Raw genomic sequence first — 20,362 nt, 5'->3', positions numbered from 1 at the left:
AAAGGGCGAGGGAGGGGTGCGGGCAACACGGTCCATCGCCCCTTGATGCCCGCCCACTATCGGCTACGGTCGCGGGTCAGGGCGGAAACCGGGAGTCGGCTGCAAGCTGCCCCTCGAGTTGACCGTATGGGGCAACTGGAAAAGTGGATGATCGAGTCTGACTGGTGCACCAGGGATTGATGCCCGAGAGGGACGAAACGCGGGACGCGGTTCGGCGCGCAGCGCGAAAGCCCGGTAACGCCGCGCGAGCGGCGGGAGGTGCCGGATAGCGACACGCGTGGCATGACACGCGCAAACGCGAGTCGCGATGCACTGCTCGCAGACGAGGCCGCAGTTCTGAAACGGAGCAACGGTCAACATCAGTTACCGCGTCTCTCGCGCCATACGTTGCTGGCATCTGGCCGGCTGGGTCAGTGATGAAATCTGGATGCAATCAGTCGAGGGGTGACAGGTCAGTGAAATAGCCGTCTGGACCCATCGGGGGCCGTCCATCTTTGAGAACCGTCCGAGTTGCGTCCGTCGCGCCCCACCGCCACCGCCACCGCCACCGCCACCGCCACCGCCACCGCTGCGGTGCCTTCTCATGCAAAATGCATAAGTCCGGACGCGATCCGACGCGCGCCGTATGAGCGCGGCACGGAATACACGCCTCACGGATCCGTTTCCCACAAACAAGCTGTTCAATTGCGTCAATCCGGGGTGCGGTCCGGTCACTTCAATGGATTTCACATTTTTTTCCAGGCGATTTGTTTGGCTTGCGTCCTGCGCGGTTACCCGGACGCGCTGTTGATGAGCAGTTTTACGGCTTACCGCGCAGCGCCTTCCCAGCAGTTGGCTATTTCAGATTGCTGCTGCGTGCACAATGGGATCTTGATGAGATAACATGCATGTTCCTGACAGTAAAAGATTTAAAACGATGGGAAAGGGAATCAGGATGCGGTCCGCACTGGACCGCCGGGGAAATGCTTGGACAGTCGAGGCGTTGCAGGCGCTTCACGACGCGCAGCGCGAGATACCGGATCTTGTCTGCGATCATCCGCCGTGCGGATGCGCGGTGCGTTTCGTCCGTCGCTATCAGCAGAACCGTTCAAACCGCATCGAGCCAATCGATGTGCCCGCCTACATCGGCCTGACCAGTGATTCCGAACATGTTGCCGGATGCCGCTATGACGCGCCCGGAAGATTGACGGCTATCGTCGGCGGGTCCGATCCGGATTTCGTGAAGGCACTTGATACCGGAAAGCGCGAGCTGAGGCTGCTCGTACTTCACAATGGCCTGCGCGGCCAGGGGCTTTCCGGGACGACGTCGGTCCGTCCCGGCACCGGGGCCGGGACGTCGGGCGGGAAGTCGACAATCGACGTTGTCCAGTCGGAGAGGCGGCTGTCGAGCTACGTGCGGACGATGGCCGACCTTGTCGCCCTTCGTGCATTATGCGAAGCGGATACGTTTCTGGCGTCGGAACTGATACTGCGTTTTGGTACGCGGCGTATCGCGTGGAAAGACTTTTTCTTCGAACGTGAACGGTACGACGAAGCATGGGCGCTGGTCAGGGAGGGTGGCACGAACGCATTTCCGGTCGCGCTGGCAGCGACCGTGCGCTCACACTATTTGCCGGCAGCTGGGAGTAAAAACAGGAATGCTTTTCTGAACTGTGAGTCGCTTTTCCGGAAAACCGGCGCTTCGGATCGCGTCGAAACGTTCGAAGCAAGCGTCGCCCATCAGGATGCGAACTGGCTTTCGGAATTTCCGGTCGGCGCCCACATCGTCATGTTCGGTATCTGGCGGGCGCAGGACAGCGTAGAAAAGCAGGTCAAAGGTTCGCGCAATCAGTCCAAGGCCGTCACATTCGTAACGCACAAGTTGATGCTTGAACCGAGATTCCGACGCCAAGTGATCCGGACGGACGTGTAGCAGCCGAACGCCGTCGCGTTGCTGACAAGTCTGAAGTCCGGGCCCGAACGTTGCCCTCGTTCAGGCATCTAAGCAGGCGGCGCATACGAGCGCGGCATAGCCACGGATTGAGACCAATTCTAGGCTTGGGACTGCAGGCCACAGCAGTTCGAAAAGGCGCGATGACGTGGCACCCGTCAGTGTGCTGACTATCAAGCGTGGGCGTGATGCGTAGCGATCCGAATAGGAAACCAAAAATGGTTCTGCCTGACTACCTTGCCGATGTTGCGAACGAAATGAGAGCCAAGTCCACAGCGATCCGTCGTGACTTTGCAACACACAGGCTATCGGCCGGAGAGAATCGAGAGGAATTGGTCAAAGATTTTTTGGCTGCCCATCTACCGCGGCGTTTCGAGGTTTGCTCCGGTATGGTCATCTCTCACAACGGTGCTTTTTCCAATCAGGCCGACTTAGTTGTCGTTGATGCTCTGAACAATGCTCCCTTATATGGCAACTCGGTCAACAAGCTGTGGCCGGTCGAGTCGGTCCTCGCTCTTTTCGAGGTGAAGACTTCTCTGGGACCGAGTGAACTGCGAGACTCTATCGCGAAGGGCCGCCGTTTCAAAACGCTCCAAAGGCGCTTCTTCAACCCCGGGTACGGTCAACGCATCGCAGACTCTCTCTTCGTTATTTGGGCGTTCGATTGCCCGACGGCGGAGACCCTTAAACAAAATCTTCTGCAAGAACTGGCAAAGGTCCCTCGCAGTGAACAACCTGATTTTGTTATTGTTCCCGATCGAGTGGTAGTGCGTGGCGGCTCCTATCTGGAGTTATCGACCATCGGGCAGCCCACGAGCTTGTTTCGAAGACAGTTGGAGCAGCAGCATGGACCAGACCTCGAAAAAAATCTGCTACCGATGCCATTGCAGGTCGGGGATGCAGGGGGAAACTCTTTGATGGCGTGGTATCTGTGGTTCTATTCGTGGTTGATGCAAGCAGGGGATCGATCATCAGCATTGGTGGACTACTTGCCTCCCGAGCAGATATTTGGACACATCGTCTAGTTGCACTGGCCCCCAATCTTTGAGCCGGAAAAAGAGTGACGAGTAGTTCGGAACATGGCGACGGTATATTCGTTGGCACACCGCACGATAACCTTGTGACCAAGAAAAGTTGATGTAGTACCCAGGCGCCCCTTGGCGGGTGCGATCGCGAGCCGGGTGAGGCAGTCTAGCAGCGCGGCTGCAATCGCTATGGGTTGGGGGGAATTGCTTCACTTCTTTGCAGTACACAAGAGATAGGACAACACAGTGCGAAATGAGACCATTTTCCCTGATGTACCGCTTCCGGAGCAACTGACCTACGAGTTTCTGGGCACGTTTGCTCGCAGTGAGTATGCCTTGAAGTGTTCCGGATTCGCAAAGGGCAGCAGGAAATCCGTCGAAGCGGATTGGGACAAGTTCGGAACCGCCATCGCTTGGCACTTCTCGCGCGTGAAGGCGGAAGCCTTTAGGGAGTGTGTCGATTATCTGCTCAATCAACCGCCGCGCAAACAGGTAATCAGGGATGGACACATCGGGTGGCAAGAATCGGCACCGGACGCGAACCTTCCTAGGTCTCAGCAGACTCTGTTGATGGTGCGGCGCGTACGAAACAACCTTTTTCATGGGGCCAAGATTTGGTCGCCTGAGCGCAGCGACGACCGCGATAGGGATGTAAGGTTGGTTTCTTCCGGCTTGGTCGTGATCAAAAGATGCATGGCGCTTCGTGGCGACGTGGAGGATGCCTTCAGATTTGGCGTCTTTTGATTGGCCGGACTCGCGACAGGATGAGAAAGTGAGCCTCTTGGTGAGCGTGAGATTTGTAATCAAGGAACAGTGGACATGTCGAAACGTTACAGGTCGCTTCGTCTGAGTGACCCCCTAGGGCAACGCGAACGAAAACGGACTGCGCATTTCTTCGCAACCGACGGGTTCACACGAGCACAGTATCTCGGACCTCAGGAGAGTCCCGCGAGGTGCTATCAGATCCTCCAGCAGGATGCGCAGCCCATCGGATTCATATGGATTGCGTGCTCACGTGACGAAGATGCGCCTGAGTGCCTGTATGCTCACGTGGACTATGTGTTCGTTTTGCCACTTGAACGTGGTGCGTCAAGCAAGAGGAGGGGCGCGATGTCCGAGTGGTTGGCGGCGCAGGTTCTCGAAAAGTTCCGGTGTTGGGTTGATACCCTCGACAGAAATTCGATCGCTGGCGCTACGGTGCATTCCTCGTCCAGTCCTGTAACGCGCGAAGGCCATGGATTTGTCAGACGTCTCAATCACGTGCTTAAAGCCTACAGCATTGAACAGAATCTCGGGTTCATCGGGTATGAGGTGTAGGCGAGTTTATAAAGATCCGACCTCGCCTGTGAAACACATAGAAAAGGGATAACGACACTACGACTTGACGGTTGTGGTGAACCACTTGAGGTGATTCTAGCGATGGGGAGACTGGAAGATCAGCGCATCGCCTATCATGCTCGCGAAGCAGCGGCTTTCCCAAACCGATGCAGTTCCCGAGCGTGTTGAGGTGAACCTCTTTCGTTTTTTCCGGATATCGGCAATCGGGCCTGTCGATGGCAAGCCTACGAGCGAGCCTTCGATTGCGGAAAGCAGTGGATCGACAACAGCTACCTGTCAGGAACTGCCGTCGGCCGCAGATAGGAAAGCACTAACATGGGCATGATAGGAGATGTTGCTGAGGGTGTAACGGCGGTAGGAAAGATCGCCGTAAAGCCACTTTTCGCGATCGCACTCGCTAGCGGGACTCTTTTGTATGCACCCGCACATTTTGTTGTGGCGACAGGTCTCGAAGACTTTCTCAGGACGTACCGGATGTGGATCGGCTTCGCGTTTTTGGCATCCTGCGCCTATCTCGTTGCTCACGGAGTTTCATGGAGTTTTAATCTAATTGGATCGTTGTTAGGCGATATGCGTATGCGGAAGGTCAGACGGAAGTGGCTGACTACGCTAACACCGGACGAGAAGTCTATCTTGCTTCCCTATATTCGCGATTAAGCGGCGTCTGTGACATACAGTCTGAATGACGGAGCGGTACGAGGACAGGAGGGGAAAGGGATTCTGTATCGAGCATCATCCGTTTCGTACGGCCTTGGGTTTCCATTCAACATGCAACCATGGGCTCGCGAAATTCTTTCGGCTGAACCCGAACTTCTGATGTAAGAGCACTGAATGGAAACCACTCAAGACGACGCTCTGGCTCGCGAATTGTTCAAGGCAGCGCTGGATACGTGTGACCCACGGACACTCCGCGGGGCGCGGCCAGACGCCGCCATCGTCCTCGCAACACGTGGCACGCGAACGATCTATATCGAGGAGAGCTGGGGTCCAGCGATTCCTTATCACGCCATCCAGCATGAAGACGGTACCCGGAATCATGGCTATCGGCCAGTTAAAGGCGATCGGGAGGCGATCGAGGCAATACCCGAGATTCAAGGGTATCCTGAGCTGGCAGACTTTCTCATCACAATTAACGCCAATGACACGTCGATTGAGTCAGTCGGATGTGAAAAATTACTGGAAGAGGCGATTCACGAGCAACAAACAATCGTTTCTGTCTCGTGCTACATCGACGTTATTTTCTCGGACTTGCCAACGAACGACGACCCTCGCTGTCACCTTGAGCTTGCGGCCAGACTGGCTGCGGCAATGGAAGGCTGTGAACAATGGTGGACCAGTCTGGAGCTTGGGCTGCAGCGCCTGCGTGGTTTATCCGGCAACCTTGCGCCATGGGGTCTGCTTATACGGGTGACTTCGGCTGGTCGGACCGTAGTTGAGGCGAGAGAGATGTGGCGCCATTCGTTGCGATCCTTGGAACGAGTGGTCGCACGGACCTAGGAACGAGGCAAAAGTATGTTGAATGATAGGCTTGCCGATCGCTCCCGGCCCGAGGGCGGAGGTCGAGTTCGTTGGGCGGTGGAAATTGTCGGCCCGAAGGCACGAATTGACCGGCTTGAGAGGCAGAATGAACGTTGGGTGAGAACCACGATCGGTAATACAGATGAGCTTGCGATGATTGCTTTGAGTCCAGCAGTCGACGGTGACACGGCGCGGGAATATTCGACGCAATTGCTGTTGCAGATAAACGGCCTGCTGAACGCGAACTTGGGTGTCGGTGGATATATCGAGCGGGCGCGTCTTGTTGAGTATTTTAGTGATGGCTCACGAGTCGCAACAAAATGTCTCTCCGACGTAATTCTATTTACTGCGTTATCGGGCCTGCAATTTGGCCCGCCACTGCCGATTACGTTTCTTCAGCCTGTCTCGGACAATGATCAGCGGCTACACACGGAGTTCATGAACCGTTGGGGGCAGCCGGATGCATTGACCTTCTCGGGCCTCTATAAAATCTTCGAGCTTGTTAGGGCAAGCGATAGGGAACTCGTCAAAGCCAAGCATTTCGATGATCGTCTTAGGTTGTTTGCGCATACAGCGAATCATTCCGATACGGGCCTTGACGCTCGGCATGCGGCTTCCCCGGGAGCTCCTCCCCCATCGTCACTTGCAATATCGCAAGCCGTTAGTCTCATCCGCGAGCTATATGATGAGTTCGCTCGACGCCGCGGATGGGAGGTTCCAGATGCCTGACGGTCATGGACCATGTAAGGTAGAGGCGGAGCTGCAGGTCAACGGAGAGGGCGCGTTCGATAAATGCGCGTGTTGCTGTCCAGATCTCAAAATCCGCGCTCATAGTGTTCGCGGTCATGGGTAAGACCGACGCCGCCACAACGGAACTCGCTCGCAACTTCACGGAAAAACCGATCGGAAAAAATGGATAAATCTGACCTCATCGCGGCACTGAAAATTGCACAAGACGCTGGTTGCCAATTTGTCGTGGGGGTCCCGTCGCTGGGTGGCAGTTCGGCGATGGCCTTGACACCAGAGCAAGCGTATCGTCTTACGACGGACAAGCAAGCGCTGTTCGCTGATCTGTTGGGGCTAACCAAGCCGGATTACATCGAGTGGTACGAATCACAGGGTTCAGTCTATTGCTCTGCACGGACACGGCAAGGGAAGCAGTGTCGGAACCTCATTGTCGGAGCGACATGGCTGGAGCCGCGCAAATGGATAGCGCAGCGCGAGGCGGGAGGCTACTGCGCTGTACACGGTGCATAAGATGGCAAATATGGGAAACGGTATTCCGAGCTCCTTGATCCCGTATAGGCAAATTCTCGAGGAGACTTTGGCGCTAGCTGGCAAGTGGCATGATCAGATCTCGCATGGGTATGTGCCGACCTCTTATGAAGCAGCAGAGTTCCGGGACAAGATGGTGCGCTTGCATTGCGACGCGCAGGCGGCATGGCACCGCTACTGCGAAAACGACAGGGACTTCGAAATCCCTGATTAATCTGGGAAAGGTTTGCGCTAGATTGCTAGCGTGACTTGATTCGCGGTAACCTGCTGAACACGCCTTCATGCCTGGATAAATTCGTCGTACGTCTTACCGACGAATACCGGGACGTTCTTGTTGCATGCTGGAAGAATGGTATTCCTGCGACGCTACTGGCAAAGCATTCCGGCGCGTCGTAGGTGATTGATCGCTTACTCCCGCAATGAAAAAATCGATGCAAGGAATTTCACAATCGTGTCTATTACGTCAACGCGGTACGAAGAGGTCGCGCGGATTCTGCTGAACCGCTTTGCGGAAGATTTTGGCCTGCGCTCGGTCGAAGGGAAGCAGGACATGCCCGGCAATTTCACGGGTACAAGCTGGGAGATCGACGCGAAGGGAATGGTGGAAGGGACGGATGCTTTCTTGATCGTAGAGTGCCGCCGGTATACTACTTCTAAGCTGGCACAGGAAGATGTGGCGGCGATTGCTTATCGCATCATCGACATTGGTGCGGCTGGCGCGATTACGGTAAGCCCGCATGACCTTCAAGCCGGCGCCAAGAAGGTCGCAGAAGCGAACAATGTCGTGCATGTTCGACTTTCGCCGGAAAGCACTCCTGAGGAATTCCAGCTCCAGTTTCTGGACAAGATACGTATCGGCTTTCACGATGAAGTTGTGATCAGGCCAACAGAGCATTTGAAGATCACAATCACTAAAGCTGACGGGACATCTTGGACTGAAGAGTTCTAGGGGCGAGAATGGATTTTAAAGTATCGATGTATCGGCGCTTCGCAACACTGTCTCGTGACGCGTGACGACGGCGTATGCGTAAATTGATTCGGCAGGCGTTGCCGCGCATTCGACGCTAAAAATACTGGCCAAGATCGATGTCCGCGCGTGCCGATTGGCTCGATAGGAGGCGTGGAGATCTTTAGCGTCGCGACAGGCGGAAGCCTGGCGATAGTGAAACAGCGCGTCGGCTATCAGATCGAAGAATCCTGTATGTTCGAATTGCATGGCTAGTCGATCCGTTGAAGAAGGATGATATCCAAGCGGCGATTCAGAAATCAGGCGCTATCAATTGCGTTTCTCCGCTCATAACGAAGAGGCGCCGGTCGCAAAGCCGGCGCCTCGTACGGCTTAGGCCGCTTGGCCCCCGCGGGTGGACGGGTGCTTCATCAGGAAAGTCTCGATCCCATGGCTGCGCGGGAATGCTTCCTTAACGGCCTCATGTGTGACCTTCCCGGCATCGAGCAAGCGGGCCAGATCGTCCTCCCAGCGCACTAGGCGGTGGGCTGTCAGAAACTCGTCGACTTCCTTGGACCGTTTGAGCGCCCCGACGTCGTGCCCATTGGCGATGTAAAGATCGGTGACTGAGGCGGTGCCGCCGCTCGTCAGGATGTCGACTGTGGCCGCGATGGCGATGATGCGGCTCAACAGGCTTTCCTGCTCCTTGGCGTTACCGTAGCGCGGAGGCCATGAACACCTGCGAGAGATCGCTTCCGTAAGCCCCGCTGATAAGCAACGCGTCCTTGCTGGCCTCGAGCAGCCGGTCCGAATGGGTGTAGCTCGGCGTGTAGACGATCCGACGATACCCCCTAGGCGTAGGCGCTTTCGATCGACGGAAGGTAAGGTAACGCCCGGATGGCTTCCGGCACGTCCCAGTCCTTCGATGGGGTGGAGCGGTGCCGGGGCATGACACGGACAGCAGGGCCCGCGTGCTCGGTCAGCGCGAGCGACGCCGCCACCATGTGTATCGCGGCGTGGTCCTCGATGGCCCCCGAGCCGAACAGCACAAGGCCGCTCGTCTTGCCCGCCAAGGCGTCGCGCAGCGGACCGACCACCGAGGCCGGGAACACGTCCGTCGTGGCCACGGTGGGCACCAGCTCGATGCGTGGCCATGGCCGGGCGAACGGCGTGACCGATTTCAGTTCTCCATCGTCGGTGACGACGCCGATCAGCGCGGTGTCGTGGTCCGTATGGTTGGGGCGTGACGTCACGATCAACTGGACGTCCTCGTTGATGGTGTCCGGCGTCGGGGTGTTCAGAAGAACCGCGATGCGATGGCCGGAGTTCAGGGCATGGTTGCAGGCCATTTCGAGGCGCTCGCCCGCGTCGTTCCACGACTGCTGGTCGAGCTTGAGCGGCCCGACGACCAGCAGCGTGCCACTTGGCACCCGATCGAGGCCAGACGACCACAACCCGTAGTCGCCCAGGTCGATGCTTCCGGGCCAACCGTTGCCGGCGCTTTCGGCGTAGACCAGCGCGCCGTCGGTGGCGTCCTCGTACGCTTCCAGCAGGGCGCCGATCGCGTCCGAGGAGGTCGTTACGTAGACGCCGGGCACGGGACCCATCGGCCAGATCTGTGGGGCACTGCGCGCGACGACCGCGCCGGGCGGCGACAGGGCGACGAGCAACTCCTGCGGCGACATGTCGACCGCGAAGCGCTTCTTCAGGCGGAACGCCAGGCGGCCGGTCGAGGAGGTGTCCAGCTCGGCCGCGGCGACGCGCTCGGGGAACGCCATCACCTCGGGCCAGTTACGAAGCCCGGGCAGCGCTGCGATCAGATCGAGCGCCTGGCCATGACCAAGGGAGGGGTGCGTGGGCTGCAAAAGGCCGCGGACGAGCCCGGCCAGCAGCTTCAACTGCTGCGTATCCATTGCTTTCTCCTGGGCGGCAAATCCGGTGCACGCTTTGCGGACCGCCCATCGAAAACAAGGACTATGGAATGGGGTAGGTGCGGTGAGACATCGTCTTCGTCATGCCCCAAAGGGCGCGTGCGGCAGGCGACGACAGCCTGGGCACACTATAACAGGAACGCCGGCCACGTTGGTCCGTTGGATGGCGTCTTGGCGAAGTGCCATAATCGGACGCCATAGGCGCAACCGATGGGCGGGGGCTGCCTGGTTGAGAAACGGAGGCGCGGTGATCCGAGGCTACACCGAAGACGAGTTTGGAACGAAGCTGGGCGCCGTGTTGTCGGCGTCGCGACCGATCCACAGCATCGAATACCTGAAGGGGCGCGACAAGGAGCTCGAAACGATCAAGCAGAGCTTGTTTGCCCCGGGCCGGCATGTCTTCGTCTACGGCGACCGAGGCGTGGGCAAGAGTTCGCTCGGGCAGACGGCCGCGGTTCAATACCAGAGCGCCAGCGCCTCGCCCGTGTTCGTGTCGGGATCGCCCGACGACACGTTCAGTACCGTGATCGCCAACATCGTGACCCAGGCGCTTCGGCAACCTCGAACGGAGAGCGTCAAAACGACCCGCTCGGCGTCCATCGACATGGCCAGGGTGAAGATGTCTGCCGGTACGGAGACCAGTGCGGTGGACATTGCCGACCGGATCCGATCAATTGGTGATGCGGTCGCCCTGCTGGAAGAGGTCGCCGAGAAGCGCGACGGAAACACGGCGGTCGTGATCGACGAGTTCGACGCGATCCTGGATGCCGGCGAGCGTAACAAATTTGCCGCGTTGCTCAAACAGATGGGCGATCGGTCCGTCAACATCAAGTTCATCTTCACCGGGATCGGCAAGTCCCTCGATGAGCTGCTTGGCGCGCATCAGTCTTCGTACCGCCAGTTGGAGCAGGTCGAATTGCCGCGCTTGGGCTGGGACGCTCGCCGCGAGATCGTTCAGGCCGCTGCCGACGCGTTCGAGATCGAACTCGACAACGACGTCAACTGGCGTATTGCCATGGTGAGTGACGGCTTCCCGTACTACGTTCACCTCATCACAGAAAAGATCTTGTGGAGCGCCTTTGCGTCCGACAATGAGGTCTCACAGATCGATTCAGACCTCTTTCTCCACGGGCTCGGGGAAGCGATTCTCTCGACCGCCGGTGAGTTGAAGCGTCCCTATGAAAAGGCTGTCGTTCACCATCCGGAAATGGAGGATCTCGTCTGGGCGACGGCCGACCACGAGGATCTGATCCGATCGCTGGACGGGATTTTCCAGTCCTACCAGGTTGTAATCGGGAAGCGTGCTGACGGACGCCAGGCGCTGGACCGCAGCCGGTTTGCGTCGCAACTTCGCAAGTTGAAGGGGCCTGCGTACGGCGCGGTGCTGACCCAGCCGGAAGGGCGCCAAGGCCTCTACACGTATACCGAGAAGATGCTGCGCGGCTATGTCCGCATGCAGGCCGAAGCGAACGGCATTGCGCTGAGCGGTGAGCGACCTGGGCCCAGGCAGGCGATGCACGTTGGCAACGCACGCAGCGGCTATCGCGGCCCAAGCATCCCGCGTGGCGTGCGCACGGGGAAAGAGGTCGCCGAATGGGATGACTCCAACTCCTGACCGACGGGGCATCCTTCGGCTTTGGGGGATGTTCGCCGCCGCGCTGTCGGTTCCCTGTCACTCAGTTGTGTCGTGCCGCATCATCGCGGCTGGGCTTATGTGCCAAGTCCACGGCTGCGCTTTGATTTCGATTGTCCGACACAGGGGCTGACCAAGCCACTCGGTGTCGAAGGATCAGGCGAATTATGCGGTACGCATGAATCGAGAACAAAGCGAGCATTTCTTCGCGGTCATGTCACGGATCATCTATCATTTTTTCCACTTGCCTCGTCGGCGGTGTCAGGGGCGGAACGGGATATGACAGGACGGTCGGTACAACTAGATCACGTAACGGATGCATTCGAAGCTTCGGTTGATTCGACCAGAGGCCTCGTCGCTGCAACGAACGCGTTCCCCACGGAGATCAATCCGAGCATCGTCGTTGGTCTTCATCTCGGTCACAAGCGCTATGTCGTTAACTTAGCTCTCGCGGTTGTTGAGTCAGCCCGAGAAGAGTTTCGTGAGCGGGCACTCGTCCGATACGTGGCCAATGACTTCACCCGAGGCGGGTTCCGTCCTAACTAGAAATAGCTGCTTGAGAAAGCTGTCCTTTTGGGCCAGCGAGTAATCTGATAACCGAGGGATGAGGATGCATTTGAAGAAGCTGGTCGTCCGAAATTTCAGGCGGCTACGCAACGTCGTAATCGACCTTGCGTCCGATATCTCGATTTTTGTCGGTGCGAACAACAGCGGCAAGACATCGGTTGGTCACGCGCTCCAGCTGTTTACAGGAGTCGGCCGCTTCAACATTCACGACTTCAGCGCGGAGCTTTGGGCAGAAATCGTCGCGTTCGGTGAGGGTGGCGATGAAGGCGACGCATCGCTGCCCAAGATGGAAATCGACATCTGGCTCGAAATTGGTCCCGATGATGTTCATCGCGTCATCGATCTTTTGCCCAGTCTGGCTTGGGAAAGCACGCTGGTGGGGATGCGTGTGGCCTACGTGCCCAGAAACCCCGCGGAGACGCGGACCCGCTATGCCGAAGTGCGTCAGCGCGCGCTCGATGCGGTCGCAAAGAATGAAGATGGAGCGCCCGTCTTTGAGACCTCGCCACGCAATCTGCGGGAGTTCCTCCGCGACAGGCTGAACGACGAATATGAGCTACGCCATTTCGTACTGGATCCCGCACGGTTCGACGCTAGCATGGTCGCAGAAGTTGGCTATCACCCGGCCTCTCTCAACGGTCGCGACCGCAGCGGGCGCGAGATCTTGAACGGTCTTCTTCGTATTGACTTCTTGAATGCGCAGCGCCATCTCTCTGACAGCCCCGGTGGTTCGCGTGCAGAGGATCTTTCCCACGTGCTCAGTCGCTTCTATGGGCGCAACCTCGAACAGAAAGGCGAAGATTTCGAGGCGTTGCGTGCCTTGGCGGCATCCGAAGTCTCGCTCAATGAGCATCTTGAAAGGGTGTTCGAACCGACGCTCAAGAGCTTGTCGGAGCTCGGTTATCCGGGTCTCTCAAACCCGCGGATGGTGATCCGCTCGGCGCTCGACCCGGCCAAGATCATGAACGGTCGGGACGGCGCGATCGTCCACTATGCGCTGGGGGCCGACGATGGGAATCCTGATCCGCCCACTTTACCCGACCACTATAACGGCCTCGGATTCAAGAACCTCATCTTCATGGTCGTCGAGCTGCTGGACCTCCACGCTCAATGGCTGGCGATCGAGGACAACCGCCCACCGGTGCACCTGATTTTCATTGAGGAGCCGGAGGCGCATCTTCACGCCCAGCTTCAACAGGCCTTCATCCGCAAAGTGATGGACATCCTCGCACTGAAGAACGAGGATCGCACGCACAACACTAGCCAAGTCGTTGTCACGACCCACTCGACTCACATTCTTTACGAACGAGGGTTCCGGCCGATCCGCTATTTTCGTCGGAGCCGTCTACAGAACGTGCCCACGTCCGATGTGCTTAACCTATCGGTTTTCTACGACAGCACCGACCCCGACATTCGGAGCTTTCTTGAGCGCTATTTGAAGCTTGCGCACTGCGATCTCTTTTTCGCCGACGGCGCTGTGCTGGTGGAAGGCAATGTTGAACGGCTGCTATTGCCACAGATGATCGCCAATGCCGCGCCGAGACTGCAGTCGACCTATCTCACCGTCCTCGAGATCGGTGGCGCGTTCGGCTACCGATTCAAGACGTTGATCGAGTTTCTCGGTCTGACGACGCTCATCATTACCGATCTTGACAGCGTGTTCGGCCCGCTGGCGCAAGACGGCGAGGACGCTGCCCACGCTCAACCGGAAGAAGGGGAGCCGGCCACTGAAAATACGCCGGCTCTCGACGCTGACGCGGAGGACCCGGACGACGAGGATGAGGATGCGCCGGAGGCGGCGGGCAGGCCTGGCAAGGCGTGCATCGCCGGTCACCCAGGCGCGGCGACGTCCAATCAGACCTTGCTCCAATGGCTACCAAAATGTGAGTCAGTGGCGGCCCTGTGGGCGGCGACGGCCGAGCAAAAGACCCAGGCACGGGCTAACGAAAATGACGCCTTAGTACGGGTTGCCTATCAGTGCCGGACCGATGTCACTTGGGGCGATGAGACCTTGGCGCTCGCCGGGCGTACGTTGGAGGAAGCATTCGCGCTCGAAAATCTGAAATGGTGCCAGCACAAGGACCGGAAGCCGCTTCAGCTCCGCATCGCTAAGGCCGGGGAGAATGATCTTAATACGCTTGCCGAACGTATCCACAAGCGTGTGCAGGCAAAGAGCTTCAGCAAGACCGACTTTGCGCTTGCCTTGCTTGCCGAGGATCCGATCAACTGGTCAGTCCCGACCTATATCGCCGAGGGTCTGCGTTGGCTCGAGACAGAGATCGCGCCGCCGTTGCTGGACGATAACGACGACGAGGAGCAGCCGCAGGGAGGTGGGCGTGAGCCCGAGGCGGATGCCGCTGGCGATGAGGTGGCGCCGTGACGAGCCGGATTGGTAGCCCCGACACGCAAGCCGATCTAGATGTTCGGGCGTGCCTCGATCAGACGCCGCCGCGTTCGTTCGTCATGGTCGCCGGTGCGGGGTCGGGGAAGACGACCTCGCTGATAAAGGCTATTGCGCATTTGGCCGAGACGTGCGGCCCTGCTTTGCGTCGCGCGGGGCAGCAAATCGCCTGCATCACATATACCGAGGTCGCTGTCGGTGAGATTTCGGCCGACGTCGGCGTCTCGCCGCTGTTCCACATCTCGACGATCCACAGTTTCTTGTGGTCGGTCATTCGGCCATTCCATACCGATATCGCGGCCTGGGTCGCCACCCGCATCGAGGAGAAGATCGCCGAGAGACGCGAACACTACGGCAGGCCCCGGACGCAGGAGAGAACGAAGGCGCGTCTCGCACAGGAGATCGCTGATCTCGAGGCCGATCTGCGTGCGATTGGTGGCGTCGAAAAGTTCGTCTACGGCAATGGCAGCAGCTACGCGGAGGGCATTCTCGGCCACGACGATATCCTTAAGCTCACCCCGGCCTGTGTCACTTTACATCCGCTGCTGCGGCTACTTTTGGCTAAGCGCTTTCCCTACATCTTCGTCGATGAAAGCCAAGACACCAATCCGGAAGTGGTGGAGGCTCTACGGCAAATCGCGGGGGAGCATCTCGATCTCTGCGTGGGTTTCTTCGGAGACCCTATGCAAAAGATCTATATGAGCGGAGCAGGTGCTGTCCCGTTGAACGACGACTGGGCGGTTGTCACAAAACCCGAGAACTTCCGTTGCCCGACATCGGTACTTCGTGTCATCAATGCGATTCGCGCCGCTGGCGACGGCTTAGAGCAGGTGCGTGGTCGGACTGTGACCGTTGATGGCATCCAACGGCCCGTCGCCGGCTCCTCAAATCTGTTTCTCCTACCGGCGGACGGGGAGCGGAGTGCGCGCCTCATCGCTGTTAGGCAGTGGTTGGCGGTCGAGACTGGGGACGACCTGTGGCTGAGTGATGTGCGGGAAGGTGATGTACGCTTGCTCGTGCTGGTGCACCGCATGGCCGCTACCCGGCTAGGTTTTCCCAATCTGTACGCGGCGCTCAATGACAGAGCCCCAATGAGCTTGAGTGAGGGGGTGAACGATGGCACAGCCTGGCCGCTCCGACCGGTTGCTCAGCACATACTCCCGCTTGTCGTCGCGGCGCGAGCCGGGGACCAGTTCACTGTGATGTCGATCTTGCGCAGCGAAAGCCCAAAGCTTGAGGCCGACCGGCTTCGAGGACAGGCGACGGCAACTGTTCTCAGCGCGTTGCAACAGGCTCTCGATGGGCTCGTTGCGCTATTGGCAGAAGGATCGCAGGCGACCGTTCGAGACGTCTTTACACATGTGCGCGATAGCGAGCTGCTTCGTCTTGATGACCGGTTTGGCGTCCATCTGGTTGCCGAGCCGGTAGACGACGGCAGCAGCGGATTCGAGAACGTTCAGGCGTACCTAGCGTGCGGTATAGAGGAACTCTGGGCTTACCGGCGCTACTTCACTGAGGAATCGCCGTTCGCGACTCACCATGGTGTCAAAGGTGCGCAGTTTGAACGCGTTCTGGTCGTGATTGATGATGAGGAAGCTGCCTTCCGGCAATATTCCTATGGAAAGTATTTTGGGTATGTCCCGCTCTCGGAGACCGACGAAGCCAAAATAGCCGTGGGCGAGGAGTCCGTACTTGATCGAACGCGTCGTCTCTTTTATGTGTGCTGCTCGCGTGCGGTGAAGGACTTGGCAGTCGTGGTTTTCGTTCCCGATGTCGCGGTGGCCCGCGCCGCGATCGTTGAACAGAATCTATTCCCGGAGACCGCTATTTGGGGCGTGCAGCATTTAGACTGAGGTCGTCGATCGAAAAAGCAATCATTCCGCGGACTTGGTGTGCGTCTTCGCTGAAGTACAGAGGTATGTTCACATCGCAACAAAATTATCCGAATAAGGTGACACGGATCCAGTACGTCGACGTGAAAAGCTGATAGATGAAAAAGAAACGAAAAACAAAAAGTGTTCGTGCGCGGCCTGGCAACCATCACATTTGGGATAACCTGATGGCACGGGCTGGCATGAAGCGTCCCGGCCCGCTTTCCTTCGAGAATGCGGTAGAAGGAGTTAAGACGCTTTTCTCACGGTACAGCCCGGAAGAGGTGTGCGTCGCTATTGGCGTTTGGGAACTATGGCTGCCAAACGTTTCAGCGCAAGTCAAGCAGAGTCTCGCTTGGCGGTGCTTGCTTGCCATGAACGCAAGCGACTTCTCGGCACAGCAGACACTCGCAAACTACGGCGAATTCAAGCGGTTCTGTACTTTGCTCAATTCGTCGTTTCCTTCCTTTGCCACGCTTGAAGACTTTGTTCCAATCCCGGATTGGAGGAGCGTCAAGTCTCCTATTGGCGGCAGCGAAGCACCGTGGATTTTCTACGGTGGATTAATTGAGCGGCCCGCGGATTTCATTGAGGCTTTTCGACTCAGCACCGGCGGTCTGCAGCAACCGCTCGCTGACATGGACTGGGTGCTTCGGCTGCAAAACTTCATCAGCTCTTCCATCGAGCCCTCGGTCGTCGGTGATGCCGACAATATCGAATCCGGGCACGTTGAGACACCGGATGAGGGATTCTGGCGAGTCTGCCGCTCGGTGCTCGAAGATTGCGTTACCAACATTCCAGGAACGCTGGCCGATGACTTCAAGTTCACGCTCGGCCACGAGCCGATTCCGCTCGCCGCAGACGAATTCTACGATGCCGTGCAAGGCGGCTCCCCAGTTCCGTGCATCTGGGTCGAAATTTCGGGAAAGACGTATCCGGTCTTCATCCGTAACGCCTATGTTGTGGTCCTTGAATACTGGGCAAAACGCACTCAACGCGAGCAAGCGCGGGAAGGTGGCCCGGACGGCGTCCACCGGAGGGTAGGACTGTTCCTGGCTGAGCGTTTCCGGCGAGGAACCGTCATCCCCGGACCTCTGAACGTCGTTTCGAAAGAGGCGCTCTTGAGTCAGCGTATCGCGGCCGTTCTTCTCGACGATTCCTTGACTTTCGTCATCGCTATCCACCCGGATGAGGTGGCGCGACTGCCCGATTTTGAGCGGGAGCTTTTCGAATTCACCCAGCAGGGCCGTGAGTGGGCTCTTCTACGTGAGGGACAAACAAGACCATTCCAGCTCCGAAAAAGCGATGGGGCAACGGATGGCTCTGACATCAAAATCACTGCGGTTATTGAAAGTCACGCGACCGGCTTCGCTGGAGTGCCTTTGCCTAAAACGCAGGCGCGGGTTGTATGGCTGCCGGATTTTGTCACGCTATACGATTCAGTGGAGTCCCTTGACGAGGCCTCGCGTTTCTGGACTTACGTTGACGCGAACGTTCGGAGTCTCGGGCCGTTCTCGCGCAGCGTGCCCGATATCTTTGCCGCGTTCAAAGACACGCACGGCGTGCTTGTCGACGGCGCGGTGCAACCGAACCTGTTAGTTCTTGACCCGCACTGGGGCTCGAGATACCGATACACGCAGCTCGAGAAGCGTTGGAAGGATGCTCCGCCAGTCTTTCCGAATGACCGAATGTCTGCTTGGTCTGTCGAGCGCACGCACGGTGGTCTTTACAGGCTCGAGTCGAAGACTCTCCCTGAGCTTGCATACGGCGCTCGCATTGGCGAATGCATGCTCTATTTCGTGGCATCGCTCGGGCAGCGACCTGACAAGCTGGAAGACGGCCGGCTTCTCGCAATGTTTGCCGAGTGCGCCGCCGACTCCGCCGCGCAACGCATCACCCTGATAGACGCATTGCCCCTCTTCAAGTGCCATCGTATTGCGGTTACGTGTGAAGTAAACCCCGAGGCTCTAGCGTCGCTCGAAGGTGTTCCCGCGGAGACGGTGACTCTCCCTCTGCTTGGCGAGTGGCGATTGGAAAACGCCGGTGGCAGCACTATTGCGCTCAGGGTAAAGGTGAATGTTGCACGACTTCAGGCATCTCTTGGCAACCCGACGGATGCCCGTTTCGAAGTCGAGTGTCTCATTGAGTGCCTGAAGGGCATTGTAGCCTTAGTGGGAGAGACACTTTCGAACGAGGTATGTGACGCGCTGAACGAAACTGCTGCGCGGGCGCCAAGATTTTTCGTCGAGACCACGGTGCGCGATGTCGACGTGCCTGATGCATTCGACGCACTGATTCCCGAGGCCGAGCAGTACAAGGTCGCGCGGCGGGAACTCGCCTTCACGTTCCAACGCATGGAGGCTCAGCCTGGGCGTTATATGCTCGCTGACGCTAAACCCCTTATCGACGCTGCGCGAGACAGATATCGCGCGCACGTGCATCAGAGCCTCATGTCCTTCGACCGGGATGCTCTGCTGCGTATGGCCGTCGAGGAGTATGACCATCTCGCCACACAGTACAGGCAGGACTATCGCCGGATCAAGCAGAGCCTCAAGCACGAGACGGACTACGACCGTCAGGGTGCACTCGCCGAGAAATATGAGGAATTTTCGACTACTGGGCGCAATTATCGCTACCTCATCGAAGCGACGGTGAGTGCGCCTTCTGCAGGCAGCGAGCACCCAGGTTCCGCTGACCTATCAGGATTGCTCGCGCGCGTAGACTGGCTGTTCGTACTTTATGGTGCTAGCGACTCGCTCCACAACGACGTTGCGGTTGCCGGCCTCGAGCTCGACGACATGTACGTGCCTCACGTCTTCTATTCCGACGAGCGAGAGGTCGAGGAAACCGCGTTCCGACGTGAGATCGCCGAATCACAGCTTGGCTTGAATCGTGCTGCTCAGGACGAGGTCGCGATTGATGTTCAATCGACCGCTGGGCTGGATGCGGTCGATGAAGCGTTCGAAAGGGACATTGGATTCACACTTCGGCAGATGATTACCACGCTGAGCGTGCTCTCGCAATGGGCTTCGGCAAACGATTTGTCTAAACTGGCGTTTCGCTATGAGGCGACTGCGGACGAATTGTCGGAAGTGCTGAAACGATTTATAGAAGGAGTCGACCACCCTCGTGCTGAAAGGATCATCGAGTTCCTGACGCTCCATCCCCGTGAGGTTCGTGTGCTTCTGGGTAAAACCGTGCTTGAGTCAGATGTCCCGGTATGGGAGCACACCAAGCGCAGTGCGAGGCTTAATTTGCGCCCGTTAATCGAATTGTCGGATGGACGCTTTACTTGGGGCGCATCTGCGGCGGAGCGCTCGAGCAGGGCGTGGGTAAACGCGATAATCAATGGATATCTGCCGGCCGACTTCCCATGGGTTGAGACGAAAAAAGCTGTTCAGAAAATCAAGAACTATCTTGAGAAGGAGCTCGAGAAACGAGCCGCAGAAATTTGTGCACGAACGACCAAGTTTTTCGCTCCGGGTATTGATTTCATGCGCCGCTTTCCCAATGGTGGCTTCGTCGACGTTGGTGACTTTGACGTGCTCGCGTACTGGCCGGAGACTAATACTTGGCTTAGCGTGGAATGCAAGTATAACCAGCCGCCGTTCTGTCTCAAGGATGCGCGCAGGCTGCGGGAGCGGATTTTTGGCGTACCACCCGACCGAGCGCAGTTCGCGAAGATTGAAGGGCGTCGTGCGTTTTTGCAAGCAAGGACCGACGAGCTACGAACGCTATTGGGTTGGCCAGAACCCACTATCAGCGATCCGCCAAGATTCCTGGAGGCGTACGTATGTCGAGACATCTATTGGTGGATGCGCTTTCCTCCGTATCCTGTGCCCACGGAATTCGTGCGCGTGGACTCATTCGACAAATGGCTCAGATGCAAACTTGATCTCGGCAATGCTACTTGAACCGATACGCCGG

Annotated in this window: 15 protein-coding genes; 12 read left to right on the top strand and 3 right to left on the bottom strand. The window is 57.9% G+C overall.

Features of this window, described 5'->3' with window-relative positions:
• Nucleotides 1-934 precede the first annotated feature (934 nt).
• The 8 genes from U5805_RS13810 to U5805_RS13775 all read left to right on the top strand — a co-directional run bounded on the left by U5805_RS13810 (nt 935) and on the right by U5805_RS13775 (nt 8,035).
• The gene (locus tag U5805_RS13810; RefSeq protein WP_322104037.1) at nt 935-1,912 is read left to right on the top strand and encodes a hypothetical protein; all 978 of its coding nucleotides are present in this window, start codon (nt 935-937) and stop codon (nt 1,910-1,912) included.
• A 236-nt stretch (nt 1,913-2,148) separates the two neighbouring features.
• Nucleotides 2,149-2,955, top strand: coding sequence for a DUF6602 domain-containing protein (locus tag U5805_RS13805; protein ID WP_322104036.1), 807 nt, complete (start codon nt 2,149-2,151; stop codon nt 2,953-2,955).
• Between the two features lie 246 nt (nt 2,956-3,201).
• Nucleotides 3,202-3,699, top strand: coding sequence for a hypothetical protein (locus tag U5805_RS13800; RefSeq protein ID WP_322104035.1), 498 nt, complete (start codon nt 3,202-3,204; stop codon nt 3,697-3,699).
• Between the two features lie 909 nt (nt 3,700-4,608).
• Nucleotides 4,609-4,950 carry a super-infection exclusion protein B gene (locus U5805_RS13795; RefSeq protein ID WP_322104034.1) on the top strand — a complete coding sequence of 114 codons (342 nt, stop codon included), beginning with the start codon at nt 4,609-4,611 and terminating at the stop codon, nt 4,948-4,950.
• 174 nt (nt 4,951-5,124) lie between these two features.
• Nucleotides 5,125-5,790 (top strand): hypothetical protein, encoded by a 666-nt coding sequence (locus tag U5805_RS13790; RefSeq protein WP_322104033.1) that lies wholly within the window; start codon nt 5,125-5,127, stop codon nt 5,788-5,790.
• Between the two features lie 138 nt (nt 5,791-5,928).
• Nucleotides 5,929-6,540 (top strand): hypothetical protein, encoded by a 612-nt coding sequence (locus U5805_RS13785; RefSeq protein ID WP_322104032.1) that lies wholly within the window; start codon nt 5,929-5,931, stop codon nt 6,538-6,540.
• Nucleotides 6,541-7,069: 529 nt separating this feature from the next.
• Complete coding sequence (locus tag U5805_RS13780) at nt 7,070-7,300, top strand: hypothetical protein (RefSeq protein ID WP_322104031.1); 231 nt, start codon at nt 7,070-7,072, stop codon at nt 7,298-7,300.
• A 186-nt stretch (nt 7,301-7,486) separates the two neighbouring features.
• The gene (locus tag U5805_RS13775; protein ID WP_322104030.1) at nt 7,487-8,035 is read left to right on the top strand and encodes a hypothetical protein; all 549 of its coding nucleotides are present in this window, start codon (nt 7,487-7,489) and stop codon (nt 8,033-8,035) included.
• A 15-nt stretch (nt 8,036-8,050) separates the two neighbouring features.
• On the opposite strand, the gene U5805_RS13770 is transcribed toward U5805_RS13775, so the two are convergent.
• From U5805_RS13770 to U5805_RS13760, 3 genes are all read right to left on the bottom strand, one after another.
• The gene (locus U5805_RS13770; RefSeq protein WP_322104029.1) at nt 8,051-8,302 is read right to left on the bottom strand and encodes a hypothetical protein; all 252 of its coding nucleotides are present in this window, start codon (nt 8,300-8,302) and stop codon (nt 8,051-8,053) included.
• Between the two features lie 123 nt (nt 8,303-8,425).
• Complete coding sequence (locus tag U5805_RS13765) at nt 8,426-8,722, bottom strand: hypothetical protein (protein WP_322104028.1); 297 nt, start codon at nt 8,720-8,722, stop codon at nt 8,426-8,428.
• Nucleotides 8,723-8,883: 161 nt separating this feature from the next.
• Nucleotides 8,884-9,945, bottom strand: a complete 1,062-nt coding sequence (locus U5805_RS13760; RefSeq protein WP_322104027.1) for a hypothetical protein — start codon at nt 9,943-9,945, stop codon at nt 8,884-8,886.
• Nucleotides 9,946-10,210: 265 nt separating this feature from the next.
• On the opposite strand from U5805_RS13760, the gene U5805_RS13755 reads away from it, so the two are divergent.
• The 4 genes from U5805_RS13755 to U5805_RS13740 all read left to right on the top strand — a co-directional run bounded on the left by U5805_RS13755 (nt 10,211) and on the right by U5805_RS13740 (nt 20,349).
• The gene (locus tag U5805_RS13755; RefSeq protein WP_322104026.1) at nt 10,211-11,578 is read left to right on the top strand and encodes an ATP-binding protein; all 1,368 of its coding nucleotides are present in this window, start codon (nt 10,211-10,213) and stop codon (nt 11,576-11,578) included.
• Nucleotides 11,579-12,206: 628 nt separating this feature from the next.
• Complete coding sequence (locus U5805_RS13750; protein WP_322104025.1) at nt 12,207-14,543, top strand: ATP-dependent nuclease; 2,337 nt, start codon at nt 12,207-12,209, stop codon at nt 14,541-14,543.
• A gap of 83 nt (nt 14,544-14,626) precedes the next feature.
• Nucleotides 14,627-16,417, top strand: a complete 1,791-nt coding sequence (locus tag U5805_RS13745) for a UvrD-helicase domain-containing protein (RefSeq protein ID WP_322104149.1) — start codon at nt 14,627-14,629, stop codon at nt 16,415-16,417.
• A 137-nt stretch (nt 16,418-16,554) separates the two neighbouring features.
• A complete protein-coding gene (locus U5805_RS13740; protein ID WP_322104024.1) occupies nt 16,555-20,349 on the top strand; it encodes a hypothetical protein in 3,795 nt (1,264 codons plus the stop codon).
• Nucleotides 20,350-20,362: the final 13 nt, after the last annotated feature.

The organism is Paraburkholderia sp. J41, assembly GCF_905220235.1.
Classification (GTDB): domain Bacteria; phylum Pseudomonadota; class Gammaproteobacteria; order Burkholderiales; family Burkholderiaceae; genus Paraburkholderia.
Note: the sequence above shows the minus strand (reverse complement) of the source record. Positions and strands in the feature narration are given on the sequence as shown.